Genomic DNA, 18,407 nt, shown 5'->3' with positions numbered 1-18,407 from the left:
TTATCTATTTATGTACAACCAATCCGTTCTAGGGACCGATCCATCTCCAAGATCTAGCACATAATAATAGGTTCCCACTGGCAGCGCATCTCCCTTTTGGATAATTGCCCTACCGTTGGAGGTTCCATCCCAGTCATTGTTGTATGAGCGTTGTTCAAAAACAATATTTCCCCATCGATTATACACTTGCAACCGATTGTTTGGGTATCGAGATATACAATCAATCTTAAAAAACTCATTGACTCCATCCCCATTGGGTGAAAATTCATTATAGATGACCAAACAGGTGGGTTCCACAAATGCTTGATCGGAATCATTGGAGGTATCCATGTCCCATTGATCTGAGAAAGCAAGACTTGCTATATTCACATAGTCTTCAATGTCCAGCACCTCAACCGTAAGCTGAAGTGTGGCCGACTCAGAAACCCTAAGCAGGTCTATTTCCCAAAACCCTGAGTCCTGGTCATAAATTCCTAAGGATACTTGATGGGAAATCAATGCATATCCTCTGGGCAATTGTTCTTCTATTCCAATATTGGTAGTTGGAAAGCCACCCTGATTGACAACTGTAATGGTAAATTCAACTTCATCACCAATGTTTGGACTTGTGTTGTTCACTGTTTTGGAAATGGCCAGATCTGTTGTCTGTGGAACAACCAAAACACTGGCTTCGTCATCATCTTGAAGGCCATCTGACAAGTCATCAACCGAAATTCCTTGAGTGACATCACTGTCTGGATCAGGAAAATCGCTAGCGGATATATTGGCAATGTTAAGATACTCATCCGTTGCTCCTGTAGGGGCATTTACCAAGGCCAGTATTTCCAAGTTTGCGGTGTCCTGATTGAGAATGGTTCCATTCAATGTCCAAACCCCCGTGGCCGGATCATAAACTCCTGCGGTGGCCACATGGGATTGATAGGTAAAACCAACTGGTAATTGATCCAGAACCATAACTCCGGTTGCATTGCTCAATCCATTGTTCGTAAGACTCAAGGTAAAACGGACCACTTCGCCTACATTTGGAGAAGCATTGTCCACTATTTTGGTTAAGGACAAATCGGCCAATCCCCCCGGAACGGGAACCACCGTAGCCTGATCATCTTCGGAACTTAAGTTGTTATTTGGGGTTGAGTCTGGATCAAAAGTATCCAATGCAATCAGTTCTGCGGTATTTGTATAATTTCCATTTGGCAATACCTGTGCTGTTATTTGCATTATTTCAGAAGCTCCACTGGTAATACTCGGTAAATCCCATCCTCCTGAAATTTCATCGTAAGTTCCTGAAGTTGCGGACGCCGACACAAAACCGTATCCCGAGCCCAATAAATCCTCTATTACAAGACCTGTTGCATCATTGGGACCTGCATTGTTCACGGTGATGGTAAAAACAATATCATCTCCTACCGAAGGACTCAGATTATCTACAGTTTTGGATATTGAAATATCAGTGACCGCCCTTGGTGTAGTTCCTTGTTCATCTTGATCATCCTCCGTGGGATCGTTGTTGCCCGGGGTAGAATCTGGATCTAACTGAACCACAGCCAAGATTTCTGCAGAATTAACGTAATTTCCCGAAGGATTCACCTGTACAGAAATAGTCAAAACAGAGTTGTTTCCCGCAAGAACGGTCCCTACGTTCCAGGCGCCGTTTACCGGATTGTAGGCTCCTCCTGAATCATCCGAAATGTAAGTATATCCGGTTGGCAATTCATCCAAAACCACAATACCCGTGGCGTCGCTGGGGCCTTCATTGGTCAATATCAAAGTAAAGTTTACGGTGTCCAGAACATCTGGAAATTCGTTATCCACTGATTTGTCCAATGTTAAATCGGTTGCCGGAATTGGGGTGGTTCCGGCACTGTCCAAATCGTTTTCAAAAAAGTTGGTATTATTGGGTGTAGAATTAGGGTCCAGATTGTCTGAAGCTATAACCTCCGCCACATTGAAATAATCCCCTGTTGGGTTCACTGTTGCAACAATGGTCAAAGTTTCTGTGGTTCCATTGGGAATAACCCCATTTAAATCCCAAATTCCGGTAGCTGGATTATACGTCCCAGCCGTCCTAGTGCTTGAAACATAGGTGTAACCTGAAGGCAATAAATCCAATATCTGCACTCCGGTAACATCACTCGGTCCATCATTGGAAATGTTTACGTCAAAGATTACCTGTTGCCCCACCAATGGACTCAATACGTTCACAAATTTGCGTAAAATAAGGTCCGATATATGAACCGGGACAGGCACCACAGTTTCTTGATCGTCTTCGGTACCATCATTATTTGCCGGAAACGAATCCACATCCGCTTCATTCAGCCCTGTCAGTTCTGCGGTATTGGCGTAGTTTCCACTTGGTAATACATCAGCAGTCAAAACTAACGTTTCTGAAGCTCCGTTTGCCAAACTTCCCACAATCCAAGAACCAATCAAGGGGTTATAGAATCCTACTGAAGGGGTTGCATTGACAAAAGCATATCCTGAGGGTAAAAAATCTGTGACCACAATGTTGGTGGCCTCACTGGGTCCATCGTTCAATACGGTAATGGTGAATATGATTTGATCCCCCACGTTGGGTGTTAGAGTATTTGCATTTTGGGTTACAGAGACATCTACCAAAGGAACTGGAACCAATACCACGTCGTCCTGATCATCTTCAGTGGATAAGCCATTATTGGGTGTTGAATCAGTATCTGCTTGGTCATGAGCCGTAATCTCCGCTACATTGGTATAAATTCCCGTGGGATTCACGGAAGCAGTAATATTTAAAATTTCTGTATTTCCATTTGCCAAGGTTCCCACATCCCATGTCCCTGTGGCATCATTATAATCTCCTCCTCCATCATCGGATACATACACGAATCCCGAAGGAAGCAAATCTTCAACCAGCACTGAGGTGGCATCACTAGGGCCATCATTTGATGTGGTTAATGTAAAAACCACATTGGAACCAACATCTGGCGTGGTGTTGTCCACAGATTTATTCAGGGAAAGATCAACCACATTAACAGGAGCTATGGTTACATCGCCTTGGTCATCTTCGGAAGAAACACCATTTGCGGGAGTGGAATCAATATCAAACCCATCTGAAGCAATCACCTGGGAGGTATTGGTATAATTTCCTGAAGGATTTACCGTGACATCTATCGTCAATGTTTCTGTTGCTCCGTTGGATAATGTTCCTATTTGCCAAAATCCGGTAGTATTATCGTATGTGCCAATGGTTGCGGTATAGGAGTCAAAATTAAACCCAGAAAGCAATTGATCCACCACTACCACATTAGTGGCATCGTCTGGACCGCTATTGGTCACTGAAATCACAAAACTTATGGACTCACCTACATTCGGAGTAAACTCACTTCCGACCACCGTTTTGGTTAAGGATAAATCCGCTTGTTGTGGAGAAGCGGTCAATGATACCTCATCATCCTCGCTTTGATCGCCATCATCATTATTGGGTGTACTATCCGAATCAATTTCGTTGGCAAAGGTGACCTCGGAAATATGCATAAATTCATCTGGAGTTGCTGTTGGAGTCTGTACCGTTGCGTTAAAAGTTAAAACAGCAGTATTGGTTCCCAAAGGCACATTGAGCCCCGTCCAAGTAATTGCCCGTGTTCCAAAATTAAAGGTCCCTCCATTATTTATGGCCACGATATTATCATAACCTTGTGGCACCAAGTTTTCAATAGAAACGCCAGAAGCTGCAACGTCACCTTGATTGCTCACGTTGATAGTGAAGGTGACCACATCTCCAACATCTGGGCTGGTATTGCTTGCCAACATTTCCAATTCCAAATCCACAGCTTGAATGGAAACACCGACAACATCGGACACTGCTGGGCAAGTACCGTTGGACACTATCCATTCAAAGAAATAGGCGCCCGGTATCATTCCAAAAACTTGGGTGTTTTCGTCGTTTGCATTGGCAAAGCTCACCAAGGTAGGACCAGATATCTGTCCCCATGTCCCCGTTCCAGAGGAGGGAGGAGTAGCGTTTAAAAATACAGAGGTAACCTGACTCAAGATTTGATCAACACCTGCATTTGAGCTCACCACAGGTGCAACCGTAATGTCCACATCTTGAAATACAGGAGTGGTATCCGCACAAGTTGCGCTCAATCTAAATGTGTACGTATTGCCACCTGTAAAACCTGTAATTGATGTCGTAAGATTTGTGGGATCTGTAATGGTTATTGCTGGACCTGCAATTTGGGACCAGGTCGGGTTTACTGAAAACGAACCGGAAGAAGTTCCGGATAAATTATGGGTTCCAACGCTTTCACAAATGGTTTCAGGTGTACCGGCATCTATGGAACAATCCTGTGCATATCCCCAATGCGTTAAGCAGAACAATATCAAAAAAAGAACAGCTGAAATTCCTTTTTTTTTGCAAAGGGGGAGTATGTTCATAGTTTACAAATGAGGTTGTCCTTACGTCTAAGGATACCTAAACATATCCACATCTGTTCATATATAGGAATATATGTTGTATTTCAACGATCATTTGTTGTGAAACATCGGATAAACGAAGGATATCCAACCAATCATCTGCCATCATCGGAAGAAGTAAAAACAAAACTTGAAAATATTTTCCTACATCACTGCTCTCAAGGAAAGTGATTTCTTCTCTTGTTAAAATCTTTTTTCAGGTCTCTTGATGACATTTTCCAATTCATTCGATAGTAAGGCAAACGCTATAAAACATTAAACCAATGAGAACACCACTATTCCGTTTGCTCTTACGATTTACGACCGCATTTTTCGTTCTGATAGCCTTATCATGCAGTTCTGAGGATACCGACCCAACTCCCGATCCCGATATAGGTTCAACTCCAGACCCTAATCCCAACCCAAATCCAAATCCAGACCCCGATCCGGTAAGTCAAAATGATATTGCCTTAGTTGATGACGCTGTTGCCGCTTTTATGCAAAAATATGATGTCCCAGGAGCTGCAATAGCGGTTAGTGTCAACGAAAAAATGGTATACACCAAAGGGTACGGGTTTTCCAATACGACAAACAGTACCGCCACAAAAACAGATGATGTCTTTAGACTGGCAAGCATTACTAAAGTTTTTACGTCAACCGCAATTTGGAAATTGATAGATGAAAACCAACTCTCTTTGGACGACAAGGTTTTTGGCCCAACTGGAATTCTTGGTGACGATTTTGGAACAGCTTCCTTAACTGCTGATGAATTGAATATCACCATTGACCACCTCTTAATGAACGAAGCTGGCGGTTGGGCTGCAAGTTCCGGAGGAGACCCCATTGATTATCAACCACAACTAAACAGTGATGATTTCATAGAATACGTTCTCAACAATTGGGATTTAAGCCACGCCCCGGGAGAAAGCTACCACTACAGCAATACTGGCTATTGGCTATTGGCTCGGATCATAGAAAAAGTGAGCGGCCAATCATATGAGGACTATATTGCAAACCTTATCTCTTCAACAGGAATTACCTCTTTTAAAGTAACCACCTATAGACAAGAAGACAGGGAACCCAACGAGGTAGAATATTACGGCACCGAAGCAGACTCGCCATATATCTACACCATAGCATCCCGAAGGGATGGTGATGGTGGAGGGGTCATTAGTGCGCCTGACCTCCTGCGTTTTTTATCGGCCATAGACGGGTTTTCCAATCGTCAGGATATCATTAGTCCTTCTGCTATTAACCTTCGAAAGCAAGTATCGGAACACCAACCAAACTTTGGAAAAGGAATCGGGATTTGGCAGAGTGAAAACCTTTTGTTCTTTACTGGCAGTTTTCCCGGTACCCGAACATGGTTTATGATCGGCGAAAACGGAAAAAGCGCCGTAATCCTCCTCAATTATCGAAGAACCGATGTTGTTGATTTCGATTTTGAGCTTCAAGATCTATTGTTGGAGATGATAAAAAATAATTCCCTTCCCTGGCAAACCGATCTAGATCAATTCTAAAACCATTCACCAGACCATTATGAAAATTAAACTTCTAAGCATTTGCATAGTAGCTTCCTTGTTCTTTTCCTGTAAAAACAACGCTCCTCAAAGTTTTTCCGAAGAAAACTATCATGAGGATTATGCTGAGGAACAGGAAACCATGGAGGAGGACACCTTCTTTACGGACAACCAGTCAGAAGAAGCCATCGAAAAGAAAGAAAGTTGGTTCAACCGCCTTACCAAATCAGCGGGAGGATACAAAACCCATCACCTGAGGGACATGAGAACTGGACTGATCGTGCAAACTTCCAAGTACCCTTCAGACTGGAATGTGATTTCTAAACCTATTTACACATTTGACCAAAAAGTCCCGACTTTTTTGATTCAAATTGAAGGTCCCAATAACCTCAAAACCTTCAATACCCCTACAAAATTGTACATGCATTACCATAACCCAGAGGTGGCGCAAATGGTTTCCTATGGCAACAGAAACCTATCTAAAATGTTGAGGCCAGAAATCAGTTCCCAACAACTGTTTCGGCAGGAAGTACAACAACGTATGACCCAAAGTGGATTTAGTTATGTTGGTGAAAGAAAGTTGCCTAAAATAAAGGAGTACATAGCAACCCAGATAAAAACAAAGGGCACAGGTTCTGAACGTTTTGATTTTTACGCCACTCAATGGAAAAATAGCTCCGGTCAAAGCGCTATTGCATCAGTGACCAAAATTGCCATGGAACAGCCCATGGACATGATGTCCTTCACCATGTGGATGTATACCATAGACTACTTCTTTGTGGACGAAGATGTCCTTGAAAAAAATCTTGACGAAACGATCAAAGCCGCTACAAACTCCAAAGAAAATCCAGAATGGGAGCAATATATGGCGCACCTTTCCCAACAACGCCAAAGAGAAGCAGTGGAACAGATGAAAAGATCAAATGCCATGCACCGTCAGAACATGGCCAACAGACAGGCCGCCTTTAATGCACATCAAGAAAAAATGAAGGGTATTTGGGCCGCCCAGGATGCAAACCATGCCTCATTTATGAACCGAAACTTTGGAAGCGGCAGTGACACTGGGCAGAAACAGTTCATCAACATGATCAATGAACAAGAAACTGTTTACAATCCCCTGACCAATAAGAATTACCAAGTTGATGCAGGTTCCTCCGAATACTGGATGGACAGCAATGGAAATTATATTCAGAACAATGACCTTTTTTATACCCCTAACGGTGATATCAATTTGAACAACAGGGAATGGACAAAGGTCAAAAAAGCTTTTTGATGACATTTTTTATACCAATCGATATTCTAATAACCTTATAAAACACTTGATATGAAAAACATGATTAAAATTTTGATGCTCAGTATTGTATTTGTAACGCTAGGATGTTCTAGCGATGGTGACGAAGCACCTGAAATAGATTTTTATGGAAATTGGTTCGGAACCTTTGACGGCGACGATTCGGGTACGTTTTCTGTTTTTATACACGAAGATGGAAGTGTAACCGGTGATGCAGTATCCAATAATCTGCAACAGACACTTCCCTTAAATGGGCAAATCAATGACTCTGGAAACCTCAATGCAGTATTGGGATCGGCAGAAAACGGTGCAACTTTTACCGGTAGGTTTACAGAAACCACTTCTTCTGGTACTTGGAACAACCCATCTAATGGATCGGGCACCTGGACCGGTTCCAAACAAGGAGCTAACTAAAATCGAAATGGGTAAAATGAAAAATTGCATTCATTCTAAACGTATGAAACCAAGTGTGTGTTTTGCAACAATGGTCTGTCTGTTCTTTTCTTTAAACAGCTTGATGGCCCAAAATGTTTTCATTACTCCAGATATAAAGGGGTTTTTGAATGACAATGCATATAATGCAAGATCTGAAGCTTTGGGAAAGAACACCATAACCTTGGATGGAATCAAAACAGCTTTTGAAAATCCTGCTGTCTTAAGCTCAAGCAACGAAAAACTTTCTTTGGGCTTTAATTATGACAAAGGGCATTACATGTATCCTAAGTCGTACTACATTACCGGAGGGGTATCGTATAGGATCAATGACAGGATTGTAGTTGGTTTTGACACCCGTCACTGGATAGACCCAGAACCCTATTGGAGGACAATTATTGGAAGTCAAGCATTCTCAACAGACAAAAACACTTTTAATGCAAACTCCATCATGGTAGCGGGAAAAATCATTGAAGGACTGCATGTTGGAGCGTCAGTTCATTTTATGAACCAAAAGGAAATTGATAACAATGAAACAGCTAGCCAAACCTTAGCAAGTACCGGCGTGGTATATGATCGGGCAGTTAATTGGATCAAAAATGAAAAATTCCAAAACCAAAAGATACGCGGAGCGGTAAGTCTTTTCAATACGTTAATGAAAGGCTCCTACACGGAACGGGCCAATGATTCCGTGTTTGGGTTCCGCGACATTCCAATTATTTTAAGGATCGGCACTTCGTATTCCTTCTCCCATCCTATCAATCTTGAGTTTGCCAAAAACAGTAAGCTGTTGAAAGATGCACCCCAAAAATTGGATGTTTCCCTGCACTTGCAGTATAGCAACTGGTTGGCATCCGATGACCATATTTTTACAAGCAGTGAAAATCACACCATGGTCGGTGTAGGAGTTGAAGGAACAGCTTTGAATACCCTTGCCCTTAGATTGGGCTATTTTACGGAAACACGAGGCACCGATGTGGATCCTGGAGAGATAGCGGTCACCAAAAACAGAAGAAAAGCTTTTACCTGGGGACTCGGCTTTATTCTGCCAGTTCATAAATGGAGCAATAATGGGATTCCTTTTGAGACCAGGTTGGATATTTTGGCCAAAGGCCTTCCAGACGTTTTGAACGAAAATAGGACGGAAAGGGTTCATCCAGATTTTACGGATGACAAGCTTCAGTTGAGCATTGGCCTGCAATTGAATTTAAAATCCAATACTCCAAAAAATCCAGAACAACTCAATCCTTGAACAATGTTTTAAAAATGACATAAAACGATGAAAACATGTTTTGATCTAATTTTATTTTTTTGCATCCCTAAAAAAGGTAAATTAAACCCATACTTTTCAAAAGTATGGGGACCTCACTACAGCAAAAAAATATTATTGATGGGTTCAGGAAAAATGACCCTGAAATATTAAAAGAGATCTACCTTGTTGTATACCCCAAAGTTCGTGGATTTGTAATAAAGAACAACGGGGACGACCATCGAGCAAAGGATATTTTTCAAGAAGCGTTCATTGCCTGCTGGAAAAATATCAAAAATGACAAAGTGATGACCAACAGCAATATCGAGGCATACCTGTATACCATAGCCAAGAACAAATGGACAGACTATTTGCGTTCTGCTGATTACAAAAAGAAAGTCAGCGCAAATGATATAGGGCCCTTGACCGTGGTTGAGGAGGAAAAAAATGAAGATGAAACCCTTGAAAACAAAAAGAAAGCACTACAAGATGCTTGGGAACAGTTAGGAGAGAACTGCAAAAATTTGCTCAACATGTTCTATTTTGAAAGAAAGTCGATGGAGGACATATCCAAAGTCATGAACGTTGCCTCCACTTCTGCTCGAAATCAGAAATATCGCTGTATGGAAAAGTTGAGAACGTTGAGCTTGGAAATAAAGAGCAATGGAAAATAAGCAAGGTCACATATCGCCTGATCAACAAGAACAGTTTGAACAATTTCTGTTGGATCAAATGTCTTCCAAAGAGCGGACCGCTTTTGAGGAACAGCTCAAATCTGACAAAATTCTTAAAGCTCAATTCATTGAATTTCGGGAAATATTCGGGTTTATTGAAGAACAGTCCCTTCGTAACAAAATGGAGGAGTTTCATGGTATGGTCAAAAATGAACCTAAAGGTTCAGTTTCCATCAAACCCAGACTTTATTATTTTCAAATAGCTGCCGGAATAGCTGCTTTGGTGGCGGTGAGTGCTTGGTTTTTGTTTCACCAAACTCCCAATGAAAAATTGTTCGACAAGTATTTTACTCCAGACCCAGGTCTCCCTACGGTTATGGGGACCAGCGATAACTATACCTTCTATGAGGCCATGGTGGATTATAAACAGGGAAATTATGATACTGCCATTGCCAAATGGCAAGGACTTCATCAGCTTCAAACCAGCAATGATACGCTCAATTACTTCTTGGGAACCGCCTTTTTGTCAAATGGAAAAGCTGCCAGTGCCATCCTGTTCCTAAACAACACTGTGCAAAACAAGCAAAGTGTTTTCCGCGACGATGCTGCATACTATCTGGCCCTCGCCTATGTGAAGGAAGGCAAAACGGACCAAGCTATCAACGTATTAAAATCTTCAAAGGATGAACGGAGCAAAACCCTTTTGCAAGAATTAACCAACTGATTCATGTTCGGTAAAAACAAGTTCATATTCCCATTTTTGATGGCCTTATGCTGTCAATCCCTACTCCATTCCCAAGAAGGGCCCACCTTGGACAGGATAGATAGCCTCATTGCTATTGATCAATTGGAAAAGGCCAGAAATTTGATTCTCAATGAGACTGAAAAAGATACAGCCCATCTTAACCTAGGAAAATTGGTTTATCCCTTGGGAAAAATTGAATTTTTAAAAGATAAGAACACATCATTTAATGATGCCAGGGCACTCCTCCAACGTATTGAAAACAAAAGGCTACAGGACACTATCACCTATGAAGGTTTATTGGGCATGGGCCTGTTGCATGTTGACCAAGGAAGCGTAGTGGCTGCAAATGATTATGTCCTTAGGGCGAATACGTTGGCCAAAAGCATAGGAAATCCCTTGAAAAATATGGAGTCAGAATTTCACCTTAGTGAAATTGGGCTCAAATTGGGGGATTTTAATCAACTACTACAAAGAACAGAAAATGCTCTCGGGTTGATCAAAGGCAACCCATCGATTAAATTTCCTTTGGCACCAAGAACCTACAATTACAAGGCATCTTTATCCCATTTTATGGGCCATCCGGATAGTGCAAACTATTATTTTGAAAGAGCACTCAAGTCCGTTTCCGGCACATCGGATACACCCGAGAACCGTTATTACCTTCCCGGTACCATTTATGGGAATTGGGTCATGGTAAAACAATCGGAGGGGGATTACCATGCTGCAATGGACATGACTCTTAGCTGCATAACCCATTTCAATACATTTCTGGAAAAAACCAACAACCATTCCCTTACTGAAAAAGTGCATGGCAACTTAACGATAGCCTATAGAAATCTAGGCAGCCTTTACAATGATGTCGGCAATAAGGAAAGAGCAAAACAGATAGCCGCACTTGGATACCATCATGCCAAAAACAATCTGTTGCCCAATACAGTGCAATACTTCAGTTCCATTTTAATGATGGCCGAAGCCCATTTATACAGTAGGGATTTGTACAAATCACGAAAATATTTGGAGGAAGCGGAAAGATCCTTGAGCTCCATTCCAGGGGACAATCTTTCCTATTGGGGCAACCTGTTCAATGTATATGGAGATCTTGAAAGTGAGTACGATAATTATGATGATGCTATATCCTATTATCATAAAACACTCTCGGTCTATGAAAAAAACAATCCAGACGGATACAGCCAAAATCAAATTTATACCCAATTGAATTTGGCGCAAACCTATTCGCGTGCGGGAGTATTTAATCAAGCCAAAGACCTACTCAACAAAACCCAAGAAAAAGTACAGGAACGATATGGTAAAGGCGGGTATTTGGACAATGCGGTTTCCCTGTCAAAAATTCGTGTATTGTTCAGTGCCGATAAATATTCCGAAACCGTAACGCTTTGTGATCAATTATTGAAAAACTACAACTCCCAATTTCCGGGAAATGAAAGAAACAAGTACTATTTTGGTGCAGACCAGGCCCAGGTGGTAATGTTCTTGGCCAAGGCAAAATATGGGATGCTTACCACCAAAACCCCTTCTACCTTAACTGAAATAACAAAACTGGTTGATCAAGCAACGGAAATTGTTGAAAACAGAAGATCTCTAGTTTCTTCTCAGCAGGCTGTGGCTGATTTAATCGAAAATAACAAGGAGGTTTTTGATTTTGCCAAGAAAGTATACCTGGACCTTTATGGTCTTACTAGGAATGATGATGATCTGGAAAAGGTTATGGCACTTCATGAATCTGCCATCTATAACAAGATAAGAGCCCGTCTCAACCTTATTGAAGGTAATCTGGCCCCTGCTGAAATCAAAGAAAGAGAACAGCTGATCAAGGATAGAATGAATTCCTTTTTTGATGCTGAAACAGAAACCCAATTTGATGTTTCTGAATGGGAAAAAACTTCAAAAGATTGGGACAATCATCTGGATAGCATTCAAAAAAACTATCCGGAATACCATGACATGCGTTACGCTTCCATTGTTAGACCTCTAACCAAATTAAAGAAATCCATCAACCCTGAAACCACAATTGTCCGCTATTTCTTTGTTGGTAAAAACCTTTATGCTTTTGTGCACAACAATACTAAAACATCACTTGTTGAATTGTCCAATACTATGGACAACGAATGTATAAGGACAATATCTAATTATGCATCTGACACCGAGGTTCTTTTTAACTGCCTCAAAACCTTGTACGATGAACTATGGGCTCCTTTGACCAAATATGTCGACACCAAAAATGTCATCATTTTTCCAGATGCCGAGCTGTTTAATTTAAGTTTTGAACTTTTGACTTCTGAAAAGGTCAGTTCGTTAAAGGATATTTCAAAAGTTGGTTTATTGTCCAAACACAATATCTCTTACAATTATAGTCTGCTGCTACTGGAAAATGGTTCCAAAACATTGCAATTTGACAATGATTTTGTGGCCTTTGTTCCAGAGTTTGACCATGCCATGAAGGCCAATTACCAAATGGCCATTTCAGATTCCCTCTTTTTAGACAAGGCTTATTTGACTCTTCTCCCCCAGCCTTTCAGTACCGATTTGGCCAAAAAATTTGGAAAAAAATTCGATGGGAATACCTTCTTGAATTCAAACGCCTCCAAACAACTGTTCTCCGAATCGGCCAAAGAGCATAAGATCATTCATATTGGCACCCATGCAGAATCTAACAACGTAAATCCTGAGCTATCCCGATTGGTTTTCGCGAAAAACGTATCGGATTCTGTCAACATCAACGACAATTATCTCTATACCTACGAGATTTACAATCAAAACCTAAGTTCCAATTTGGCAATTTTGACCGCCTGCGAAACAGGAAAACCAACATATCAGCCAGGAGAGGGTATGATATCCCTGGCACATGCCTTCAATTATGCTGGAAGCGAAAGTATTTTGACAAGTCTCTGGCAAATTGACGAACAATCAAGCACGCAAATCCTAGACTATTTCTACGATTATCTTTCCGAAGGAAAACCAAAAGACGAAGCCCTGAGATTGGCCAAATTGGACTACCTACAAAATGCTGATGGCAGAACCCTTCACCCACAATACTGGGCTGGATTGGTTTTGATGGGCAATACCTCCGCCATTGAACTTTCCACAGATAACCATTGGCTTTTATGGGGATTGGGATTGGTTTTCTTGACGTTTCTTTTATGGTGGATTCAAAGAAAAAGACCTTCAACAAATTGAAGGCCTTTTTGAATAAACTAACTTAACTAACTCAAACTTTTTTATCCTCCATTGTTATTAGGAACATTCGGATTGTTATCATCTGGATCTTCGTTGGCTGGAACCCCATCGTTATCATTATCCACAAACGTACCATCCCTACCTACAAACAGTTGATAGTTTATAGGCAAAAAGGTTTCTGCTACCTGGGTGTCGTACTCAGCGGTTGGCGCCGATGTTACCGAAATGGCCGAAAAGGTTCCGCCAGCGATAAAGGTAGACCGCACCCAAACCTGACCAGTTATTCCGCCAAAACGTAACAGTCTCGCAGTAAATTGGGAAGGAATTCCCTCAAAAGAGCTATTGGAAGTAGTGGTGCAGACCACATCGGGAGCCCCATTAAATCCATAATGGGCAAACATGGCATTGATCTCGTTGGCAATTATATCGGTAGCGGACACTTGTCCAGCCACCTGAGTGTTGGGCACCCATCTAAAAACTACATTATTATCGTTTCTTACCACATTTACCCCGATGGTCCCTGTTACAGGATCTGTGATTTCATTGGCATTGAATCCTTGCGGCATTACAAATCCCAATAGTGGAAATTGACTGTGGATAAATTGCTGCCCCGGGTTTTTTAAAACAGGAACCTGGGTTAACGGAAGCGGTATGCTATGGGAGAAATCCCAATAGGCCGCTGAAGGGCCTTGAACATTTGCACATACTTGGGAATTAAATCCTTGTAAAACGGAATTGTTGTTTCCGCCTCCCTCTTCACCATCCTTACTACAGGAAAAGAAGACCAAGGCGAAGGATGCTATTGCAACTAGAGTTGTTGTTTTCATGATTTGTTCTTTTCCCTACTATCGTAATGGAAAAAAAATGTCATCATGAAATGAAAAAAAATAAGAATTAGGTCTAGGTTTGACCAAGCTGCGCTTTCAGTGATTCAACCTGATTTTCCAACTCCTGAATATACTTCTCACGTTCTTTGGACATTTCGTTGATATCCTCGGCAGTGAATCTAGGTGTAATATGTTGCGGACAATTCCAATCAAAGGCCTTAATGTGGAATAAAAAAATTCGTTCCGCCTTGTATTTGTAGTCTAATTTTAAAGCTTGGGCCAATTCTTCGTTTTCTTCCAAGGAGACGGTTTCCGCTTCTGCATAGATTTTGAGGCGGGCCCGGTTGGCATAATCCATAAGGATCAAAGAAACTTTTTTATGCGTTTTTACATTTCCCGTGGTGATGTATTGCTTGTTTCCAGAGAAATCCAAAAATGCAAGGGTCTTTACATCAATTACCTTTAAAAATCCTTTGGGGCCGCCCCGATGTTGAATATAGGGAAACCCATTTTCTCCATAGGAGGCCACATAGAAACTATCCCGTTCCTGTATAAAACTCATCTCCCGAAATGATATGCCATCTGGCAACTCCATGCGCTCCATACGGGCATAGGCATTTCTACTTCCCTGTTCTTCCTGAAGGGCTTTAACGGTTTCTGTAAATGCTAATTTTGAATAGTTCATATCATTGATCTTCCGCAAGTTCTATACATTCCACTGGTGGTCCCCATCCTTTGGGCACATTTTGGGAAACCAACAAATCATAAGTGCCGTGTGCACCGCCGAGCTCTCCCGATCTTTCTTTGTAAACCACTTTTCCAATTTGATGAAATCTAATGGCATAGCTACACATGACACAGGGTTCTTTTGTACTGAACAAAGTAGCCTTGGACATATCTTTTCCCAAAATTTTCCGGGCTTTCCGAATCACCTCCATTTCGGCATGGCAGCTTACATCTTCATGGGTAGCAGCCGCCTCTTCCGCATCGGCAATAATCTCATCACCAATGACCAAAAGACTGCCTACGGCACTATTTCCTTTGGAAGCAGCACGGTCTGCCAACTCCACACATAGGGCCATGTATTTTTCAGCATCTTGCATAACGCTATCTTAGCCTTTAAAAAGTTAAAAACCTTACAAAATCGATACTTTTTGGTCAAGGAAAACCTAAAAATCCTGTATTGATTACCAGAGTGATAAAAAATATTTGTATTATACTATTTCATTGTACTTAACCAGATTGAAGGGCAATTGTAACTAGTTTTTAGACCAAAATGGTTTCTAATTCAATAAATAGAATATTTTTTCTTGGTGTCATTTTTTGTTTTGTGACAATTTGTTCACAAAAAAGCTATGCTCAAAAAAAATCTACCATTGCCATAACCTATCCCACAAGCACAACTGTTTGGAAAATCCCGGAAACCATCGAAATACAATGGAATACGATAAACCTGGACACTACAAAATCCATTCGCTTTTTTCTGGCAAGAGATGAAGTGGTGGTACAAGAATTGGGAAAGTTCAAGAACAAAGGTTACGCAAAGGGAATTAAACTGGCCAAAAACATTAGTTCTGGAAACACCTATCAAGTTGTTGGCATTGAACTATTCCCTGACAATAAACACCATGTCGCAAAATTTGTTACCCCTTTCTTTTCAATCAAAAAGGAAAGACCCGTAAAGCCCTTAGAAAAAACAGCGACAGCGAATATTGCTGCAGAACAAAACATGAACCACCCCATCAGGCAAGAGTTTGAAGGCCGAAAAATCTCCTATGTCAAAAAATTGGTGTTCAGCAGTGAGCATATATCCGTGAAAATATGGGATCATGAAAAAGAGGATGGTGACATCGTGTCCATTTATCTCAATGGAACCTTGGTGGTTTCCAAACATCTTTTGACCAAAAAGTTTCGGGAATTTGATATAAAACTAGAACCGGACAAACCCAATGACCTCCTTTTATATGCTCATAATTTAGGCGAAGTATCGCCAAATACTGTCTCACTGGAAATCACTGACAGCATTAAATCTGAAAAAATAACCTTAAATTCCTACCTGAGCAGCTCTGAAGCGGTTCTGATAAGTGTAAAAAAATAAACCTCAACTCCAGAATAATGAAATTGAGGTTTTCTGTACCTTGGGTGGGAATCGAACCCACACTCCCGAAAGAACTGGATTTTGAATCCAGCGCGTCTACCAATTCCGCCACCAAGGCATTTTGGCACTTATTTCAAATGCGGATGCAAAGCTAAAAAATAATTTTGTTTACTACCAAAAATAGCGGCAATAATCCTTTAGCAACCCGAATTAATTTTTAAATTTGCACCTCTTTTATTAAAAAGTACTTTAATAAGTTAGCTAACAAGAGATTGTAATGGCGTATCGAGTTCCCGAACCCAAAATTTTTGCATGTACCCAAAGCGTTGCTCTTGGGGAAAAAATTGCTGCTGCGTATGGTGCTGATTTAGGGAAAGTCCAATTCTCCAGATATAGTGATGGTGAATTCCAGCCTTCTTTTGAGGAATCTATAAGAGGTGCTAGGATTTTTATTATCGGCTCTACAAATCCCGGCCCTGAAAACCTAATGGAAATGTTGTTGATGCTGGATGCGGCCAAAAGGGCATCTGCTAGGCACATTACCGCAGTTATGCCCTATTTTGGATGGGCGAGACAGGACCGTAAGGATAAGCCCCGTGTTCCCATTGCGGCCAAGTTGGTAGCAAAAATGTTGGAAACAGCCGGAGCTACTCGAATTATTACCATGGATTTGCATGCTGACCAAATCCAGGGTTTTTTTGAAAAGCCGGTCGATCATTTGTTCGCCTCAACACTCTTTTTGCCATACTTAAAAAGCCTTAATCTGGACAATCTCTGTATTGCGTCTCCAGATATGGGAGGTTCCAAAAGAGCTTACGCGTATTCAAAAGCATTGGAAAGCGATGTGGTTATTTGCTATAAGCAAAGAGCCAAGGCCAATGTCATTTCCCACATGGAGCTCATCGGAGATGTGAAAGGAAAAAACGTGGTCTTGGTAGATGATATGGTGGATACTGCCGGAACTTTGACCAAAGCAGCCGATTTGATGATAGAACGAGGTGCGGTGAGTGTTCGTGCCATTACTACGCACGGTCTGCTTTCCGGAAATGCTTATGAAAAAATAGAAAACTCCGAGTTAACAGAATTGATCATTACCGATTCAATCCCTGTTGACCATGATCAAAAGAAAATAAAGGTATTGGGCTGTGCCGATCTGTTCGCAGATGTAATGCACCGTGTGCATCATAACACCTCAATTTCTTCAAAGTTTTTAATGTAGCCTTCGACTACGCTCAGGCTGACACACCTGGCAATTCGAAAATGGATAAGAATAAATTAAATATTATATAGATAACAGAAGTTATGAAGTCAATTACTATCAAAGGATCCCAAAGAGAAAGCGTGGGCAAGGTATCTACCAAGGCCTTACGTAATGCTGGAAAGGTCCCTTGCGTGCTGTACGGAGGGGATAAGCCATTGCACTTTTCAGCTGACGAACTTTCGTTCAAAGACTTAGTGTACACCCCCAATGCGTATACAGCTGTAATTGAGCTGGAAGACGGGCAAAAGCTTGAAGCCGTATTGCAAGACATTCAGTTTCATCCTGTAACGGATAAAATTTTGCATATCGATTTCTACCAGTTGTTCAAGGACAAACCAGTTACCATGAACATCCCTGTCCGCTTGGAAGGAAATTCTCCTGGTGTGCGAAACGGTGGACGTTTACTTTTTAGAAAAAGAAAACTTTCCATTAAAGCATTACCAGACCTACTTCCTGATTTTATCACAGTAGATATTTCAAAGCTAAAGATTGGAGGAACCATCTCCGTGGAATCACTTCTAAGTGATGACTTTACCATCCAGCACCCAAACAATACCTCTGTTGTACAGGTGAAAGCTTCTAGAACTTCTGTTGCCGATGAGGAAGAGGAAGAAGAAGAAACTTCTGAGGAAGGTGCAGCTGCTGAAGGCGGTGCCGAAGCTCCAGCCGCAGAAGCTACGGAGTAAC

General features: G+C 41.4%; 14 protein-coding genes and 1 tRNA gene. 10 read left to right on the top strand and 5 right to left on the bottom strand.

Features of this window, described 5'->3' with window-relative positions; translation table 11 throughout:
• Nucleotides 1-4,410 (bottom strand): T9SS type B sorting domain-containing protein, encoded by a 4,410-nt coding sequence (locus DX873_RS12620; RefSeq protein WP_116184777.1) that lies wholly within the window; start codon nucleotides 4,408-4,410, stop codon nucleotides 1-3.
• A 302-nt stretch (nucleotides 4,411-4,712) separates the two neighbouring features.
• On the opposite strand from DX873_RS12620, the gene DX873_RS12615 reads away from it, so the two are divergent.
• The 7 genes from DX873_RS12615 to DX873_RS12585 all read left to right on the top strand — a co-directional run bounded on the left by DX873_RS12615 (nucleotide 4,713) and on the right by DX873_RS12585 (nucleotide 13,534).
• Nucleotides 4,713-5,948, top strand: a complete 1,236-nt coding sequence (locus DX873_RS12615) for a serine hydrolase domain-containing protein (RefSeq protein WP_116184776.1) — start codon at nucleotides 4,713-4,715, stop codon at nucleotides 5,946-5,948.
• 19 nt (nucleotides 5,949-5,967) lie between these two features.
• Complete coding sequence (locus DX873_RS12610) at nucleotides 5,968-7,221, top strand: hypothetical protein (protein ID WP_116184775.1); 1,254 nt, start codon at nucleotides 5,968-5,970, stop codon at nucleotides 7,219-7,221.
• Nucleotides 7,222-7,272: 51 nt separating this feature from the next.
• Nucleotides 7,273-7,653, top strand: coding sequence for a hypothetical protein (locus DX873_RS12605; RefSeq protein WP_116184774.1), 381 nt, complete (start codon nucleotides 7,273-7,275; stop codon nucleotides 7,651-7,653).
• Between the two features lie 103 nt (nucleotides 7,654-7,756).
• Complete coding sequence (locus DX873_RS12600; protein ID WP_116184773.1) at nucleotides 7,757-8,923, top strand: PorV/PorQ family protein; 1,167 nt, start codon at nucleotides 7,757-7,759, stop codon at nucleotides 8,921-8,923.
• A gap of 104 nt (nucleotides 8,924-9,027) precedes the next feature.
• Nucleotides 9,028-9,594 carry an RNA polymerase sigma factor gene (locus DX873_RS12595; protein WP_116184772.1) on the top strand — a complete coding sequence of 189 codons (567 nt, stop codon included), beginning with the start codon at nucleotides 9,028-9,030 and terminating at the stop codon, nucleotides 9,592-9,594.
• Nucleotides 9,584-10,318 carry a tetratricopeptide repeat protein gene (locus tag DX873_RS12590; RefSeq protein WP_116184771.1) on the top strand — a complete coding sequence of 245 codons (735 nt, stop codon included), beginning with the start codon at nucleotides 9,584-9,586 and terminating at the stop codon, nucleotides 10,316-10,318. The genes DX873_RS12595 and DX873_RS12590 overlap by 11 nt, the downstream gene beginning before the upstream one ends.
• Nucleotides 10,319-10,321: 3 nt before the next feature.
• Nucleotides 10,322-13,534 (top strand): CHAT domain-containing protein, encoded by a 3,213-nt coding sequence (locus tag DX873_RS12585; protein WP_116184770.1) that lies wholly within the window; start codon nucleotides 10,322-10,324, stop codon nucleotides 13,532-13,534.
• Nucleotides 13,535-13,575: 41 nt separating this feature from the next.
• Here the strand turns inward: DX873_RS12585 and DX873_RS12580 are convergent, their stop codons facing one another.
• The 3 genes from DX873_RS12580 to DX873_RS12570 all read right to left on the bottom strand — a co-directional run bounded on the left by DX873_RS12580 (nucleotide 13,576) and on the right by DX873_RS12570 (nucleotide 15,464).
• Nucleotides 13,576-14,361, bottom strand: a complete 786-nt coding sequence (locus DX873_RS12580) for a hypothetical protein (protein WP_116184769.1) — start codon at nucleotides 14,359-14,361, stop codon at nucleotides 13,576-13,578.
• Nucleotides 14,362-14,434: 73 nt separating this feature from the next.
• Complete coding sequence (locus DX873_RS12575) at nucleotides 14,435-15,046, bottom strand: pyridoxamine 5'-phosphate oxidase family protein (RefSeq protein WP_116184768.1); 612 nt, start codon at nucleotides 15,044-15,046, stop codon at nucleotides 14,435-14,437.
• 1 nt (nucleotide 15,047) lies between these two features.
• The gene (locus DX873_RS12570) at nucleotides 15,048-15,464 is read right to left on the bottom strand and encodes a deaminase (RefSeq protein WP_116184767.1); all 417 of its coding nucleotides are present in this window, start codon (nucleotides 15,462-15,464) and stop codon (nucleotides 15,048-15,050) included.
• Between the two features lie 227 nt (nucleotides 15,465-15,691).
• Here DX873_RS12570 and DX873_RS12565 point away from each other — a divergent pair, with 227 nt between their 5' ends.
• A complete protein-coding gene (locus tag DX873_RS12565) occupies nucleotides 15,692-16,459 on the top strand; it encodes a hypothetical protein (RefSeq protein ID WP_147296656.1) in 768 nt (255 codons plus the stop codon).
• A 36-nt stretch (nucleotides 16,460-16,495) separates the two neighbouring features.
• On the opposite strand, the gene DX873_RS12560 is transcribed toward DX873_RS12565, so the two are convergent.
• A tRNA-Leu gene (locus DX873_RS12560) sits at nucleotides 16,496-16,577 on the bottom strand.
• Nucleotides 16,578-16,736: 159 nt separating this feature from the next.
• Between DX873_RS12560 and DX873_RS12555 the strand changes: the two genes are divergently transcribed.
• Nucleotides 16,737-17,678 carry a ribose-phosphate pyrophosphokinase gene (locus tag DX873_RS12555; protein WP_116184765.1) on the top strand — a complete coding sequence of 314 codons (942 nt, stop codon included), beginning with the start codon at nucleotides 16,737-16,739 and terminating at the stop codon, nucleotides 17,676-17,678.
• Between the two features lie 83 nt (nucleotides 17,679-17,761).
• Nucleotides 17,762-18,406, top strand: a complete 645-nt coding sequence (locus DX873_RS12550) for a 50S ribosomal protein L25/general stress protein Ctc (protein WP_116184764.1) — start codon at nucleotides 17,762-17,764, stop codon at nucleotides 18,404-18,406.
• Nucleotide 18,407 lies beyond the last annotated feature (1 nt).

Source organism: Flagellimonas nanhaiensis (assembly GCF_003382275.1).
Taxonomy (GTDB): Bacteria; Bacteroidota; Bacteroidia; order Flavobacteriales; family Flavobacteriaceae; genus Flagellimonas; species Flagellimonas nanhaiensis.
This window is presented reverse-complemented; position numbering and strand designations above follow the sequence as displayed.

Bases quoted from the DNA above. Each gene is read 5' to 3' on its own strand.
- DX873_RS12580 (WP_116184769.1), bottom strand. From the start codon at position 14,361: ATGAAAACAACAACTCTAGTTGCAATAGCATCCTTCGCCTTGGTCTTC.
- DX873_RS12555 (WP_116184765.1), top strand. From the start codon at position 16,737: ATGGCGTATCGAGTTCCCGAACCCAAAATTTTTGCATGTACCCAAAGC.
- DX873_RS12610 (WP_116184775.1), top strand. From the start codon at position 5,968: ATGAAAATTAAACTTCTAAGCATTTGCATAGTAGCTTCCTTGTTCTTT.
- DX873_RS12585 (WP_116184770.1), top strand. From the start codon at position 10,322: ATGTTCGGTAAAAACAAGTTCATATTCCCATTTTTGATGGCCTTATGC.
- DX873_RS12605 (WP_116184774.1), top strand. From the start codon at position 7,273: ATGAAAAACATGATTAAAATTTTGATGCTCAGTATTGTATTTGTAACG.
- DX873_RS12590 (WP_116184771.1), top strand. From the start codon at position 9,584: ATGGAAAATAAGCAAGGTCACATATCGCCTGATCAACAAGAACAGTTT.
- DX873_RS12620 (WP_116184777.1), bottom strand. From the start codon at position 4,410: ATGAACATACTCCCCCTTTGCAAAAAAAAAGGAATTTCAGCTGTTCTT.
- DX873_RS12615 (WP_116184776.1), top strand. From the start codon at position 4,713: ATGAGAACACCACTATTCCGTTTGCTCTTACGATTTACGACCGCATTT.
- DX873_RS12575 (WP_116184768.1), bottom strand. From the start codon at position 15,046: ATGAACTATTCAAAATTAGCATTTACAGAAACCGTTAAAGCCCTTCAG.
- DX873_RS12550 (WP_116184764.1), top strand. From the start codon at position 17,762: ATGAAGTCAATTACTATCAAAGGATCCCAAAGAGAAAGCGTGGGCAAG.
- DX873_RS12600 (WP_116184773.1), top strand. From the start codon at position 7,757: ATGGCCCAAAATGTTTTCATTACTCCAGATATAAAGGGGTTTTTGAAT.
- DX873_RS12570 (WP_116184767.1), bottom strand. From the start codon at position 15,464: ATGCAAGATGCTGAAAAATACATGGCCCTATGTGTGGAGTTGGCAGAC.
- DX873_RS12595 (WP_116184772.1), top strand. From the start codon at position 9,028: ATGGGGACCTCACTACAGCAAAAAAATATTATTGATGGGTTCAGGAAA.